Genomic DNA, 13,630 nt, shown 5'->3' on the forward strand with positions numbered 1-13,630 from the left:
TTCACGGCAGCGGCACGGCCTCGACCATGGCGCGCACCTGTTCCACCGCGCCGCGTCCGGCATCGCCCACGGGCACCAGGCGGTGGGCGATGGTCTGGGGCAGCACGGCCTGCACGTCGTCGGGCGCCACGTAGTCGCGCCCGCTGATGAGGGCCTGCGCCTTGGCCGCACGCACCAGCGCAATGCCCGCGCGGGGCGACAGGCCCTGCAGGAACCACCGGCCCGAGCGCGTGGCGGCAATGAGGTCCTGCACATAGTTGAGCAGCGGGTCGGCCGCATGGATGGCCTGCACCTGGCGCTGCAGCTCGGCCAGTTCCTCGTCGGACAGCAGGGGCAGCATGGTGTCCACCATGTCGCGCCGGTCCGCGCCCGCCAGCAGCACGCGCTCGGCCGCGCGGTCGGGGTAGCCGATGGAGATGCGCATCAGAAAGCGGTCGAGCTGCGATTCGGGCAGCGCGAAGGTGCCCAGCTGGTCGTGCGGGTTCTGGGTGGCGATCACGAAGAAGGGGTGGGGCAGGGCGCGCGTCTCGCCCTCTACCGACACCTGCTTTTCCTCCATGGCTTCGAGCAGCGCGCTTTGCGTCTTGGGGCTGGCGCGGTTGATTTCGTCGGCCAGCAGCACCTGGGCGAACACCGGGCCGGGGTGGAACACGAAGGCTTCCTTGCCGCGCTCGTAGACCGAGACGCCCGTCAGATCGCTGGGCATCAGGTCGGCCGTGAACTGCACGCGCGAGAACTGCAGGCCGAAAGTGCGCGACAGCGCATGGGCCAGGGTGGTCTTGCCCACCCCCGGAACATCCTCGATGAGCAGGTGCCCGCCGGCCAGCAGGCAGGCCACGCAGTCCTGTACCTGGGCCTGCTTGCCCACGATCACCGTGTTAAGCTGATCCAGAAGCGATTTGATCTTGTGCTGTGCATTCATTGTCATGGCGCGACGTTATCCGAAAACTATCCAAAAAAATACGAGACACGGGGATTGACTGTGAGCAAGACGGGCTATTTCACCCATCGGGATTGTTGGAAGCACGAGATGGGCCCGGGCCACCCAGAATGCCCCGAAAGGCTCGATGCCATCGAAGACCGCTTGCTGGTCACCGGGGTGGGCGATGCGCTGGAGCGCTACGAGGCCCCCGAGGCCTCGCTGGCCGACATCGAGCTGGCGCATGGCCGCATGCACATCGCGGCGCTGCGGGGCCTGTCCGACCGGCTCAACGAAGAGCTGATGGCGGGCGGCCCGAGCTACGCGCAGATCGACACAGACACCTCCATCAACGCCCACACCTGGAAGGCGTCGCTGCGCGCCGCGGGTGCCGCGCTGGCCGCCACCGATGCGGTGATGGCCGGCGAGGTCGAGAACGCGTTCTGCTCCGTGCGTCCGCCCGGGCACCATGCGTGCCGCGACAAGGCCATGGGTTTTTGCTTCTTCAACAACGTGGCGGTGGCCGCCAAATATGCGCTGCAGCGCTACAACCTGCAGCGCGTGGCGGTGGTGGACTTCGATGTGCACCACGGCAATGGCACCGAGGACATCCTGGCGGGCGACCCGCGCGCGCTGATGGTCAGCATCTTCCAGCACCCGTTCTACCCGTACAGCGGCGACCAGGACCCGGCCCCCAACATGGTCAACGTGCCCGTGCCGGCGTACACCCGTGGCATGGACATCCGCGAGATCATCGAGATGATGTGGATGCCGCGCCTGGAGGCCTTCAAGCCCGAGATGATCTTCGTCTCCGCCGGCTTCGACGGCCACCGCGAGGACGACATGGGCCAGCTGGGCCTGACCGAGCAGGACTACGCCTGGATCACCCAGCGGGTCAAGGACGTGGCGCGGCGCTATTCCCAGGGCCGCATCGTGTCGTGCCTGGAGGGCGGCTATGTGATGGGGCCGCTGGCGCGCAGCGTGGAGGCGCATCTGCGCGTCCTGGCTGATCTTTGACTCCCCCTGAGCCGCCTGCGGCGTCTTCCCCCTGAGGGGGACGCCACCCGTGGCCTGGCGAAGCCCGTTCCACGGTGGCACTGGCCTCATGCGCGCCTGTTTCAAACGCCCCTCGCATTGCTGTGCACAGGAGAAACAACATGACGATTCCGAATTCTGACGAGCTGCTGCTGATCACCCGTGATACGCGCGGTGTGATCACCCTCACTTTGAACGACCCTGCACGCTTCAATGCGTTGGGCTCTGAAATGCTGACAGCCCTGCAACAGGCGCTGGACGAAGCGCACCGCGACGAATCTGTGCGCGTGGTGGTGCTGGCCGCAGCGGGCAAGGCCTTCTGTGCCGGGCACAACCTCAAGGACATGGCGGCGAACCCGGAGCTGGCGTACTACCAGAAGCTGTTTGCCCAATGCAGCCGCATGATGCTCACCATCCACAAGCTGCCCGTGCCCGTGGTCGCCAGGGTGCAGGGCATGGCGACGGCGGCGGGCTGCCAGCTGGTGGCGCAGTGCGACCTGGCCGTGTCGGCCGACAGCGCGAGTTTTGCCACCAGCGGCATCCACTACGGCCTGTTCTGCGCGACGCCCAGCGTGCCGCTGGTGCGCAATGTGCCCGCCAAGCGGGCGATGGAAATGTTGCTCACCGGCGATTTCATCGATGCCCCCACCGCGCTGGCACAGGGCCTGGTGAACCGCGTGGTGCCCGCCGATGCGCTGGACGCCGAGGTGGAGATGCTGGTGCAGTCCATCCTGCAAAAGCCCCGCGTGGCCGTGGCCATGGGCAAGGCGCTGGTGTACCAGCAGCGCGAGCTGGGCATGGATGCCGCCTACCAGCTGGCGGGCCAGGCCATGGCCACCAACATGATGGACGAGGCCGCGCAGGAGGGCGCGCGCGCCTTTGCGGAAAAACGCCAGCCCCGCTGGAAGCGCTGAGGATCGCCACGATGGACAAGCCGATGCTCGACGATGTGGGCCTGTGGGTGCAGTCCTTCCTCAGCCCGACGGTGCTGGTGGAGCTGGCGGCCTTGGCGGGGTGCGTCGCCCTGGCCTGGGGCCTGGTCTCGCTGCTGCAGCGGGGCCTGCACCGGGGCGATCCACGCTCCATTCTGTTTGGCACCCGCATCGTGGATGGCGCGCTGTTTCCGCTGGTGCTGCTGAGCCTGGCCTATGTGGCGCGCACGCTGCTGCACCACTGGGTGGCGCTGGCCGCCTTCAAGCTGGCGATCCCGGTGCTGGTGGCGCTGGTGGTGATCCGCATTGGCGTGAAGGTGCTGCAGGTGGCATACCCGGACGCTGCCTGGGTGCGGCCCATCGAACGCTCCATCTCCTGGCTGGCCTGGCTGGGCATGGTGCTCTGGGTCACGGGACTGCTGCCGCTGGTGCTGGAGGAGCTGGACCAGATCCACTGGAAGGTAGGGGGCGCGACGCTGTCGGTGCGCACCATCATCGAAGGCGCGCTGACCGCCGGTGCGGTGCTGCTCATCGCGCTGTGGATCTCCGCCGCCATCGAGTCGCGCCTTCTGCGCTCGGCCACGGGGGCGGAACTGTCGCTGCGCAAGGCGGTGAGCAATGCCGTGCGGGCGCTGTTGATCTTCGTCGGGCTCATCATGGCGCTGTCGGCCGTGGGCATCGACCTGACGGCGCTGTCGGTGCTGGGTGGTGCCGTGGGCGTGGGCATCGGCTTTGGCCTGCAGAAGCTGGCGTCCAACTACGTGAGCGGGTTCGTCATCCTGGCCGAGCGCAGCATGCGCATCGGCGACAACGTGCGCGTCGACAATTTCGAAGGCCGCATCACCAACATCAATGCGCGCTACACCGTGGTGCGTTCGTCCACGGGGCGCGAGTCCATCGTGCCCAATGAAATGCTGATCACCCAGCGGGTGGAAAACCTGTCATTGGCCGACCCCCGCGTGTGGCTGTCGACCGTGGTGAGCGTGGCCTACGAAAGCGACGTGGACCTGGTGACCCGGCTTCTCGCGGACGCCGCGCTGGCCAGCAGCCGGGTGCTGCGCGATCCCGCCCCCAGCGTGGCCCTCTCGGCGTTTGGGGCCGACGGGCTGGAGTTCACGGTCGGCTTCTGGATCGCCGACCCCGAGAACGGCTCACTGGGCCTGCGCTCGGAGATCAACCGCGCCATCCTGAGCGCCTTGCGCGCCCACCAGATCGAGATTCCCTACCCCCAGCGGGTCATGCACGTGCAGGTCGAAGGGGGGCTGGCGGCGGCGCTGTCACCCGGCGCGCCAGCGGCGCCTGGGGCTGCCACCGCGCGGTGACCGGGCCCCGGGGGCCGCGAACGGGGGTGCCGCATGCGACAGCAGACTCTAGACAGGCGCCCGGTGCACTCGCCTATAATCGACAAAAAGCACGATCGTTCTTTTTTTGGAATCGTGAGGTCTGTGTTCCGGCCCCGTAGCGCTTTCGTTGCAGTGCGGCATAGAATGTTCTAGTTTACGTAAACGTCAATTCAACCAACTCTATCTAGGAGCCGCAGCAATGAAGGTCTTGGTCCCTGTCAAGCGCGTGGTGGACTACAACGTGAAGGTCCGCGTGAAGTCGGACAACACGGGTGTGGACATCGCCAACGTGAAGATGAGCATGAACCCCTTTGACGAAATCGCCGTCGAAGAGGCCGTGCGCCTGAAAGAAAAAGGCCTGGTGACCGAAGTCATCGCTGTCTCGTGTGGCGTGGCCCAGTGCCAGGAAACCCTGCGCACCGCCATGGCCATCGGCGCCGACCGCGCCATCCTGGTGGAAACCGACGTCGAGTTGCAGCCTCTCGCCGTGGCCAAGATCCTGAAGGCCCTGGTGGACAAGGAGCAGCCCGGCCTTGTGATCCTGGGCAAGCAAGCCATCGACGACGACGCCAACCAGACCGGCCAGATGCTGGCGGCCCTGGCCGACCTGCCCCAGGCGACCTTCGCCAGCAAGGTCGAGCTGTCGGCCGACAAGGTCAGCGTGACGCGTGAAGTGGACGGCGGCCTGGAAACCCTGGCCTTGACCCTTCCAGCGGTCATCACGACCGACCTGCGCCTGAACGAGCCCCGCTACGTCACCTTGCCCAACATCATGAAGGCCAAGAAGAAGCAGCTCGATACCGTCAAGCCCGAAGACCTCGGCGTGGACGTGGCTCCGCGCCTGAAGACCCTGAAGGTCACCGAGCCCGCCAAGCGTGGCGCGGGCGTGAAGGTGGCCGACGTGGCCGCCCTGGTCGAGAAACTCAAGAACGAAGCGAAGGTGATCTAAATGTCGGTACTCGTTATTGCTGAACACGACAACGCGTCCATCAAGGGCGCCACCCTGAACACCGTGACCGCCGCCGTGGCCTGCGGTGGCGACGTGCACGTGCTGGTCGCCGGCCACAATGCAGGCGCTGCCGCAGCCGCCGCGGGCCAGATCGCTGGCGTCGCCAAGGTCATCCATGCTGACGCGCCCGGCCTGGAACACAGCCTAGCAGAAAACGTCGCCGCGCAAGTCCTGGCCATCGCCTCGAACTACAGCCACATCCTGTTCCCCGCCACCGCCAGCGGCAAGAACGTGGCGCCCCGCGTGGCCGCCAAGCTCGACGTGGCCCAGATCAGCGACATCACCAAGGTGGTCGCCGCCGACACCTTCGAGCGCCCCATCTACGCGGGCAACGCCATCGCCACCGTGCAAAGCGCCGACAGCGTGAAGATCATCACCGTGCGCACCACCGGCTTTGACGCCGCAGCCGCCACCGGTGGCTCTGCCGCCGTCGAAACCGCTGCTGCTACCGCTGATGCCGGCAAGAGCACCTTCGTGGGCAGTGAAATCGCCAAGAGCGACCGCCCCGAACTGACCGCCGCCAAGATCATCGTCTCTGGTGGCCGGGCGCTGGGCAGCAAGGAAAAGTTCGACGAAGTGATGACCCCGCTGGCCGACAAGCTGGGTGCCGCCCTGGGCGCCAGCCGCGCCGCGGTGGACGCGGGCTACGCGCCAAACGACTGGCAAGTGGGCCAGACCGGCAAGATCGTGGCGCCCCAGCTGTACATCGCCGCCGGCATCTCGGGAGCGATCCAGCATTTGGCGGGCATGAAGGACTCCAAGGTGATCGTGGCGATCAACAAGGACCCCGAGGCACCGATCTTCAGCGTGGCCGACTACGGCCTGGAAGCCGACCTGTTCACGGCCGTGCCAGAGCTGGTCAAGGCCCTGTAAGAACGCCACCGTGCACACAAAGGCATCGCTCGCGATGCCTTTTTTTTGACGAAATTCCCCGGAGACACCCATGAGCTACACCGCCCCCCTCAAGGACATGCTGTTCGCCATCGAGCACCTGGCCAACATTGAACAGATCGCGCAGATCCCCGGCTTTGAAGACGCAGGCCTGGACACGGCCGCCGCCGTGTTGGAAGAGTGCGCCAAGTTCAACGAAGGGGTGCTGTCTCCGCTCAATTTCGAAGGCGACAAGAACCCGTCGAGCTGGAAAGACGGTGTCGTCACCACCACCCCCGGCTTCAAGGAAGCCTTCCGCCAGTACGGCGAAGGCGGCTGGCAGGGGTTGCAGCATCCGGCCGACTTTGGCGGCCAGGGCCTGCCCAAGACCATCGGCGCGGCCTGCATCGAGATGACCAACAGCGCCAACATGAGCTTCGCGCTGTGCCCGCTGCTCACCGACGGCGCCATCGAGGCGCTGCTCACGGCCGGCAGTGACGAGCTCAAGGCCACGTACCTGGAAAAGCTGGTGACGGGCGAATGGACCGGCACCATGAACCTGACCGAACCCCAGGCGGGCTCGGACCTGGCCCTGGTGCGCACGCGTGCCGAACCCCAGCCCGACGGCACCTACAAGATCTTCGGCACCAAGATCTTCATCACCTATGGTGAACACGACATGGCCGAGAACATCGTGCACCTGGTGCTGGCACGGGTGGCGGGCGCGCCCGATGGCGTGAAGGGCATCAGCCTGTTCGTGGTGCCCAAATTCATGGTCAACCAGGACGGCAGCCTGGGCGCGCGCAACGACGCGCACTGCGTGAGCATCGAGCACAAGCTGGGCATCAAGGCATCGCCCACGGCGGTGCTGCAGTTCGGCGACCACGGCGGTGCGGTGGGCTACCTGGTGGGCCAGGAAAACCGCGGCCTCGAATACATGTTCATCATGATGAACGCAGCCCGTTACGCCGTGGGCATGCAGGGCATCGCGATCTCCGAGCGCGCCTACCAGAAGGCCGTGCAGTACGCCAAGGACCGCGTGCAAAGCCGCCCCGTGGACGGCAGCATCAACGCCAGCGCCGCCATCATTCACCATCCCGATGTGAAGCGCATGCTCATGACCATGCGCGCCACCGTGGAGGGCTGCCGCGCCATGGCCACGGTGGCGGCTGCTGCGTTCGATGCCGCCCACCACCACCCCGATGCCGAGACGCGCAAGCAGAACCAGGCCTTCTACGAATTCATGGTGCCGCTGGTCAAGGGCTACAGCACCGAGACCAGCCTGGAGGTGACCAGCCTGGGCGTGCAAGTGCATGGCGGCATGGGTTTCATCGAAGAAACCGGCGCGGCGCAGTACTACCGCGACGCCAAGATCCTGACCATCTACGAAGGCACCACCGCCATCCAGGCGAATGACCTCGTGGGCCGCAAGACGGCACGCGATGGGGGCCAGGTGGCCAAGGGCATCGCCGCGCAGATCGAGACCACCGAAGGCGAGCTGCTGGCCAGCGGCACCCCGGCCGCACTGGCCGTGGCCAGGCGCCTGACGGCCGCGCGCAAGGCGCTGCTCGACGTGATCGACTTCGTGGCCGGTGGCACCAAGGCCCAGCCCAACGCCGTGTTCGCGGGCAGCGTGCCCTACCTGATGCTGGCAGGCAACGTGGTGGCGGGCTGGCAGCTGGCGCGCAGCCTGCTGGTGGCACAGGACCTGTTGCACAAGGGACAGGACGCAGCCTTCATGCGCGCAAAAATCACCACGGCCCAGTTCTATGCCGAGCACATCCTGGTGAAGGCACCGGGGCTGCGCGACAGCATCGTGGACGGCGCCGCCAGCGTGACCGAACTGGCGCTGGACGCCTTTTGAAGGTTGAGCGTGTTGTGAGGAGACTGACTGCCCGCAGAGCGGGCAGCTCATTGATATAAAAATGATAGCTGCTAGCGCTTGATGAATAAGCGCTAGAGCCCTATTTCATCCAAAAAACCTGTTCAGGAAGTTGTCGCCATGTCCAAACTGCCTCCCGTGTTGCAAAACCTGTCGCTCCCCGTCATCGGCTCGCCGCTGTTCATCATCAGCAACCCCAAGCTCGTGATCGAGCAGTGCAAGGCGGGTGTGGTGGGCTCCATGCCCGCGCTCAATGCCCGCCCCGCCGAACTGCTCGATGAATGGCTGGCCGAGATCACCGAGACCCTGGCGGCCTACAACAAGGCCCATCCCGACAAGCCCGCCGCGCCCTTCGCCATCAACCAGATCGTGCACAAGAGCAATGACCGGCTGGAGCACGACATGCAGGTGTGCGCCAAGTACAAGGTGCCGATCATCATCACCAGCCTGGGCGCGCGCGAGGACGTGAACCAGGCCGTGCACGCCTGGGGCGGCGTGGTGCTGCACGACATCATCAACAACAAGTTTGCGCACAAGGCGATTGAAAAGGGCGCCGACGGCCTGATCGCCGTGGCCGCCGGTGCGGGTGGCCATGCGGGCGTGAAAAGCCCGTTCGCGCTGATCCAGGAGATCCGCCAGTGGTTCGACGGCCCCATCGCGCTGAGCGGCTCCATCGCCAGCGGCGACGCGGTGCTGGCGGCGCAGGCCATGGGCGCGGACTTCGGCTACATCGGCTCGGCCTTCATCGCCACGCACGAGGCCCGCGCCAGCGATGACTACAAGATGGCCATCGTGGAAGGCAGCTCGGACGACATCGTCTACAGCAACCTGTTCACCGGCGTGCACGGCAACTACCTGGCGCCGTCGATCCGCGCGGCGGGCATGGACCCCGACAACCTGCCCGAATCGGACCCGAGCAAGATGAACTTCGGCGGCGACGCGAAGAAGGCCTGGAAGGACATCTGGGGCTGCGGCCAGGGCATCGGCGCGATCAATGCGGTGACCAGCACCGCCGAGCTGGTGGCCCGGCTGCGCGCGGAGTACGAGGCTGCCCGGGCGCGCCTGAAGCTCTGATCCCCGGCGAGGCCTGCCTTGTGCGCCCGCAGCGTGCCATGCGCTGCGGGCGCAGCCGTTTGTGCGGCCCCGTGGGGCGGGTGTGGGCTGGTCGCGACAGGGCAAACCCCCAATGGACGGCAGCGCAGCCCGTGGACAATGATGATGATTAATAACCAGATGGGTGCCACATCGTGTGGCGCCGTCCGTCATCGTCGCGGGGAAGGTGCCATGCTTCGTTCATGTTTGCTGGGGCTGATGCTGGCCCTCTGTGCCAGCCAGGGGGCGCACGCCCGCAATGAGGGCGTGACCGGCGACGAGATCCGCCTGGGCGCGTCCGCCGTGCTCTCCGGGCCGCTCGGCGCTCAGACCGCGCAGTATGGGGAAGGGTCGCGGCTGATGTTCGACGCCGTGAACGCGCAGGGTGGCGTGCACGGCCGCATGATCCGCTACACCACGCTGGACGACGGCTTCGACACCCAGAAAGCCGTGGAGAACACGCGCCAGCTGCTGGAGAACGACAAGGTCTTCATGATCTACAACAGCACGGGCACGGCGCAGACGGCGGCCATCCTGCCCCTGGTCAAGGAACACCGCACGCTGCTGTTCGGGCCGGTCACGGGGGCCTCGGCGTTTCGGGAAACCTTGAATCCCTATGTCTTTCACGTGCGGGCCGGCTACGCCAGCGAGGCCGGCAAGATCGTCTCGCAGCTGCGCCACCAGGGCATCAGCCGCGTGGCGGTGTTCTACCAGGACGACGGCCTGGGCAAGACGCTGCTGGCCGAGCTCAAGAAAGCCTCCGAGGAGGAAAAGCTCGCCTTCGTCGCCGAGATCAAGGTCGACCCCAAGCAGCCCGACTTCGCGGCCGCCGCGCAGGCCACCGACAAGGCACAGCCCCAGGCCGTCATCGTGGCGACGGCGGGCACCACGTTCACCAGCTACATCAAGGCGGTGCAGTCCACGGCGGCGCGGCCCGCGTACTACGGGTTTTCCGTGGCCAGCATGGACGTGATCCACCGCGAGCTCAAGGACAAGGCGCGCGGCATCATCCTGGCGCAGATCATGCCGTCGCTGCGCAGCACCACCGTGCCCGTGGTGGCCGAGTACCTGGCCCTTCTGCGCGCCAAGTCACCAAGCGCCCAGCCGTCGGCCTCGCAGTTCGAGGGCTTCGTGCACGCCCGGCTGCTGGTGGAGGGCCTGCGCCGCACCGGGCGCAACCTGACCACGGAGTCCTTCATCAAGACCATGGAGGATGCGGGCGACATCTCGTTCGGGCGCTTCAACGTCAAGTATTCGCCCAGGAGCCACAACGGCTCCACCTATGTGGAGCTGGCCATCGTGGATGCCGAGGGCAGCTTGCGGTATTGATCCCATATCTGGGGCGCAGCGCGCCCGCCTCCAGGGGGAAGCCGCGCGTGCTGCGGGCGGGCCATGGCGCCCTGGCAGCGGGCCTGGGCGTCTGTCACAGCCCGTAGGTCAGCTCCCGCGCCTTGCCCCAGAACACCCGGTACATGAAGACCGTGTAGACGATGATGGCCGGCAGCGTGATGGCCACCCCGATGCCGATCACCGCGAGGGACTCCGGCGCGCTGGCGGCCTGCCACACCGTGAGGCGGTCGATCACGATGTACGGATAGATGCTGTAGGCCAGCCCGAAGAAGGCCAGCACGAAGATCAGCACCGTGGCCGCGAACACGATCCAGCCATAGCCCGCCTCGACCACGCGGGGCGTGGCCAGCACGTGGCGGATGGCGAAGAAGGCGGCCACGCAGGCCAGCGGTATCGGCAGCAGGGCGAACAGTTCGGGCAGCACGAACCACTTGGCGAACACCGTGTGGCTGACCAGCGGCGTGGCCAGCGAGATGCCCATGAGCGCAAACCCCATGGGCCACAGGGCCCCCTGGCCCCAGCGGGCAGCCTTGCGCTGCAATGCGCCGTCGGTTTTCATGAGAAGCCAGCCGGCGCCGAGCATGGCGTAGGCCGCGGGCAGGGTGATGGCGATGCCCGTGGAAAACAGCAGGCCCCAGGTGTCGTTCTGGAAGCCGGTGACATAGGCGCCCAGCATCCAGCCCTGGGCCAGGGTGGTGACCAGCGAGCCCGCGGCAAACAGGCGGTTCCAGGCCGTCTTGTGCGAATCGCGGGCCTTCACGCGGAAGTCGAACGCCACCCCCCGCAGGATCAGGCCCACCAGCATCACGGCCACGGGCAGGTACAGGGCGGACAGCACCACGCCGTGGGCCATCGGAAAGCAGATCAGCAGCACGCCCACCCCCAGCACCAGCCAGGTTTCATTGGCGTCCCAGAACGGGCCGATGCTCGACACCATGACGTCCTTTTCCGCATCGCTCGCGAAGGGCAGCAGGATGCCCACCCCGAGGTCATAGCCGTCCAGGATCACGTAGGCGAGCAGCGCCAGGCCCATGATGGCCATGAACGCCAGGGGCAGGGTGTGGGCCAGGGTCATTTCCATGGTGTCCTCCTTACAGCGGATGGGGTGGCGCGGCGGGCGGCGCCACGGCGGGAACCGGCATGGCCGAGTGCTCCGCCATGTACTTGATCACCCCGATGTAGGCCGCGAGCAGCAGCACGTACACGGTGAGGTAGGCGGCCAGGGTGGAGACCACCATCGCCGGAGGATGCGCCGCCACGGCGTCGGCGGTCTTGAACAGGCCATAGACCAGGTAGGGCTGGCGGCCGATCTCGGTCACGTACCAGCCGGCCAGGGTGGCTACCCAGCCGGAGAACGTCATGCCCACCAGCGCGTACAGCATGGGCCGGGGCAGGGTGGCCAGGTCGTGCCTGCGGCGGCGGTACAGCACGACAGCACCCGCCCAGGCGACCGCGAGCATCAGCATGCCCACGCCGACCATCACGCGGAACGCCCAGAACACCGGCGCCACGGGGGGATGGGCGCCAGCAAACTCGTTCAGGCCCTTGAGCTCGGCATCGATGTCGTGCGCCAGGATCAGGCTCGCCGCCTTGGGGATCTGGAGGGCGTAGTCGGTGCGGCCTTCCTTTTCGTTGGGCAGCCCGAACAGCGTGAGGGGCGCGCCCCGCTCGGTGTGCCAGATGCCTTCGATCGCCGCGATCTTCGCGGGCTGGTGCTCCAGCGTGTTCAGGCCGTGCATGTCGCCCATGAGGATCTGCAGCGGGATCGCCATGGCGACGGCGGCGACGGCGGTGCGCAGGGCCTTGCGGGTGCCTTCGGTGGCCGTGCCCTTGACGAGCTGCCAGGCGCTCACCCCGGCGATGAGAAAGCCCGCGGTCAGGGCCGACGCCAGCAGCTTGTGGCCCAGCCGGTAGGGGAAGGAGGGGTTGAAGACGATCGCCAGCCAGTCCACCGCGTGGAACTTGCCGTCGATGATTTCGTAGCCCACGGGGGTCTGCATCCAGGAATTCAGGCTCAGGATCCAGAACGCCGACAGCGTGGTGCCAAACGCCACCATGAGTGTCGCGACGAGGTGCATGCGCTCGGACACGCGGCCCCGGCCGAACAGCATGATGCCCAGGAAGGTGGCCTCCAGGAAAAAGGCCGTGAGCACCTCGTAGCCCAGCAGGGGCCCGGCGATGTTGCCCACGTGCTCCATGTAGCCCGGCCAGTTGGTGCCGAACTGAAAGCTCATCGTGATGCCCGAGACCACGCCCATGGCAAAGGTCAGCGCGAACACCTTGGTCCAGAAATAGTAGGCCTGCTCCCAGCCCGGCGCGGCCGGTGTGCCGCGCGTGGCCGAGTGGCGCAAGCGGAAGAACACCAGGAACCAGCACAGCGCGATGGTGATGGTGGGAAACAGGATGTGAAAGCTGATGTTGGCGGCGAACTGGATCCGCGACAGCATGAAGGTGTCCATGGTTTCAGGCTCCCTGGTGGTTGCTCTTGCCCTTGGCGGGGCCGCCCTTGCCGGTCAGCCGGTCCTTGAATTCGAGCACGCGGGTGACGGCGGTGCCCATGCCCATGAGCTGCATCGCCGTCTCGGGCGCGAGGCGCTGCACGTCGTCGAACCAGGTCATGAGCCGGTCGATCAGTTCGTGCATGTCGCGCATGCGCTCCTGGGCATGGCGCTCTTCGTCCGATCCGGGCTCCTCGAGCAGCGCCATGCGCAGCATCGACAGCGTGGGCTCGATCTCGCGGCGGCGGCGCTCCTCGGCCAGCACGCGAAAAATCTCCCACACGTCCTTGGGCGCCTCGAAGTACTCGCGCCGGTCGCCGGGCTGGTGGCTCAGCTTGACCAGGCGCCAGGCCTGCAGCTCCTTGAGGCCCATGCTCACGTTGGAGCGCGAGAACTCCAGCGTCTCGGCGATCTCGTCCGCGTTGAGCGGGCGCGGCGACAGGAAGATGAGCGCATACATCTGGCCCACGGTGCGGTTGATCCCCCACCGGCTGCCCATCTCGCCAAAGTGGGCGACGAACTGGCGGTTCAGGGGTGGCAGATGATTGATGTAGGTCATGGACACCGATTGTGCCTCATTTCCTGAATTTTCAGTAAATACTGAAAATTCAGGAAATTGTGGACTCAAGGGCCAGGCTATCCGGCAAGACACCTGGGCGACCAGCATCGAATCCGAAGGACGGCGACAATAGAGGGTTTT

12 protein-coding genes are annotated in these 13,630 nt (G+C 66.4%); 8 read left to right on the forward strand and 4 right to left on the reverse strand.

What is annotated here, in order from left to right; all coding sequences use genetic code 11:
- Position 1 precedes the first annotated feature (1 nt).
- The gene (locus ACAM51_RS22520) at positions 2 to 922 is read right to left on the reverse strand and encodes a MoxR family ATPase (RefSeq protein ID WP_218294447.1); all 921 of its coding nucleotides are present in this window, start codon (positions 920 to 922) and stop codon (positions 2 to 4) included.
- Positions 923 to 1,030: 108 nt separating this feature from the next.
- Between ACAM51_RS22520 and ACAM51_RS22525 the strand changes: the two genes are divergently transcribed.
- The 8 genes from ACAM51_RS22525 (at position 1,031) to ACAM51_RS22560 (ending at position 10,411) form a co-directional block, all read left to right on the forward strand.
- Positions 1,031 to 1,936, forward strand: coding sequence for a histone deacetylase family protein (locus tag ACAM51_RS22525; RefSeq protein WP_255591329.1), 906 nt, complete (start codon positions 1,031 to 1,033; stop codon positions 1,934 to 1,936).
- A 140-nt stretch (positions 1,937 to 2,076) separates the two neighbouring features.
- Positions 2,077 to 2,868, forward strand: a complete 792-nt coding sequence (locus ACAM51_RS22530) for an enoyl-CoA hydratase (protein ID WP_218340659.1) — start codon at positions 2,077 to 2,079, stop codon at positions 2,866 to 2,868.
- An 11-nt stretch (positions 2,869 to 2,879) separates the two neighbouring features.
- The gene (locus ACAM51_RS22535) at positions 2,880 to 4,208 is read left to right on the forward strand and encodes a mechanosensitive ion channel family protein (protein ID WP_218293909.1); all 1,329 of its coding nucleotides are present in this window, start codon (positions 2,880 to 2,882) and stop codon (positions 4,206 to 4,208) included.
- Positions 4,209 to 4,428: 220 nt separating this feature from the next.
- Complete coding sequence (locus ACAM51_RS22540) at positions 4,429 to 5,178, forward strand: electron transfer flavoprotein subunit beta/FixA family protein (protein WP_218293910.1); 750 nt, start codon at positions 4,429 to 4,431, stop codon at positions 5,176 to 5,178.
- Positions 5,179 to 6,111, forward strand: coding sequence for an electron transfer flavoprotein subunit alpha/FixB family protein (locus ACAM51_RS22545; protein ID WP_369641914.1), 933 nt, complete (start codon positions 5,179 to 5,181; stop codon positions 6,109 to 6,111).
- 70 nt (positions 6,112 to 6,181) lie between these two features.
- Positions 6,182 to 7,972: an acyl-CoA dehydrogenase gene (locus tag ACAM51_RS22550; protein ID WP_218293912.1), complete on the forward strand. Its 1,791-nt coding sequence runs from the start codon at positions 6,182 to 6,184 to the stop codon at positions 7,970 to 7,972.
- A gap of 138 nt (positions 7,973 to 8,110) precedes the next feature.
- A complete protein-coding gene (locus ACAM51_RS22555) occupies positions 8,111 to 9,064 on the forward strand; it encodes a nitronate monooxygenase family protein (RefSeq protein ID WP_218293913.1) in 954 nt (317 codons plus the stop codon).
- A 210-nt stretch (positions 9,065 to 9,274) separates the two neighbouring features.
- The gene (locus ACAM51_RS22560) at positions 9,275 to 10,411 is read left to right on the forward strand and encodes an ABC transporter substrate-binding protein (RefSeq protein WP_369641915.1); all 1,137 of its coding nucleotides are present in this window, start codon (positions 9,275 to 9,277) and stop codon (positions 10,409 to 10,411) included.
- A gap of 94 nt (positions 10,412 to 10,505) precedes the next feature.
- Here the strand turns inward: ACAM51_RS22560 and ACAM51_RS22565 are convergent, their stop codons facing one another.
- Genes ACAM51_RS22565 through ACAM51_RS22575 form a run of 3 tightly spaced genes read right to left on the reverse strand, consistent with a single transcriptional unit; the run spans position 10,506 to position 13,489 of the window.
- Positions 10,506 to 11,513: a cytochrome d ubiquinol oxidase subunit II gene (locus ACAM51_RS22565; protein ID WP_218293915.1), complete on the reverse strand. Its 1,008-nt coding sequence runs from the start codon at positions 11,511 to 11,513 to the stop codon at positions 10,506 to 10,508.
- A 10-nt stretch (positions 11,514 to 11,523) separates the two neighbouring features.
- Positions 11,524 to 12,891: a cytochrome ubiquinol oxidase subunit I gene (locus ACAM51_RS22570; protein WP_369641916.1), complete on the reverse strand. Its 1,368-nt coding sequence runs from the start codon at positions 12,889 to 12,891 to the stop codon at positions 11,524 to 11,526.
- Positions 12,892 to 12,895: 4 nt separating this feature from the next.
- On the reverse strand, positions 12,896 to 13,489 hold the full coding sequence (locus ACAM51_RS22575) for a GbsR/MarR family transcriptional regulator (RefSeq protein WP_369641917.1): 594 nt from the start codon (positions 13,487 to 13,489) through the stop codon (positions 12,896 to 12,898).
- Between the last annotated feature and the right edge of the window lie 141 nt (positions 13,490 to 13,630).

Source organism: Acidovorax sp. A79, from assembly GCF_041154505.1.
In the GTDB taxonomy this organism is placed as follows: domain Bacteria; phylum Pseudomonadota; class Gammaproteobacteria; order Burkholderiales; family Burkholderiaceae_C; genus Acidovorax.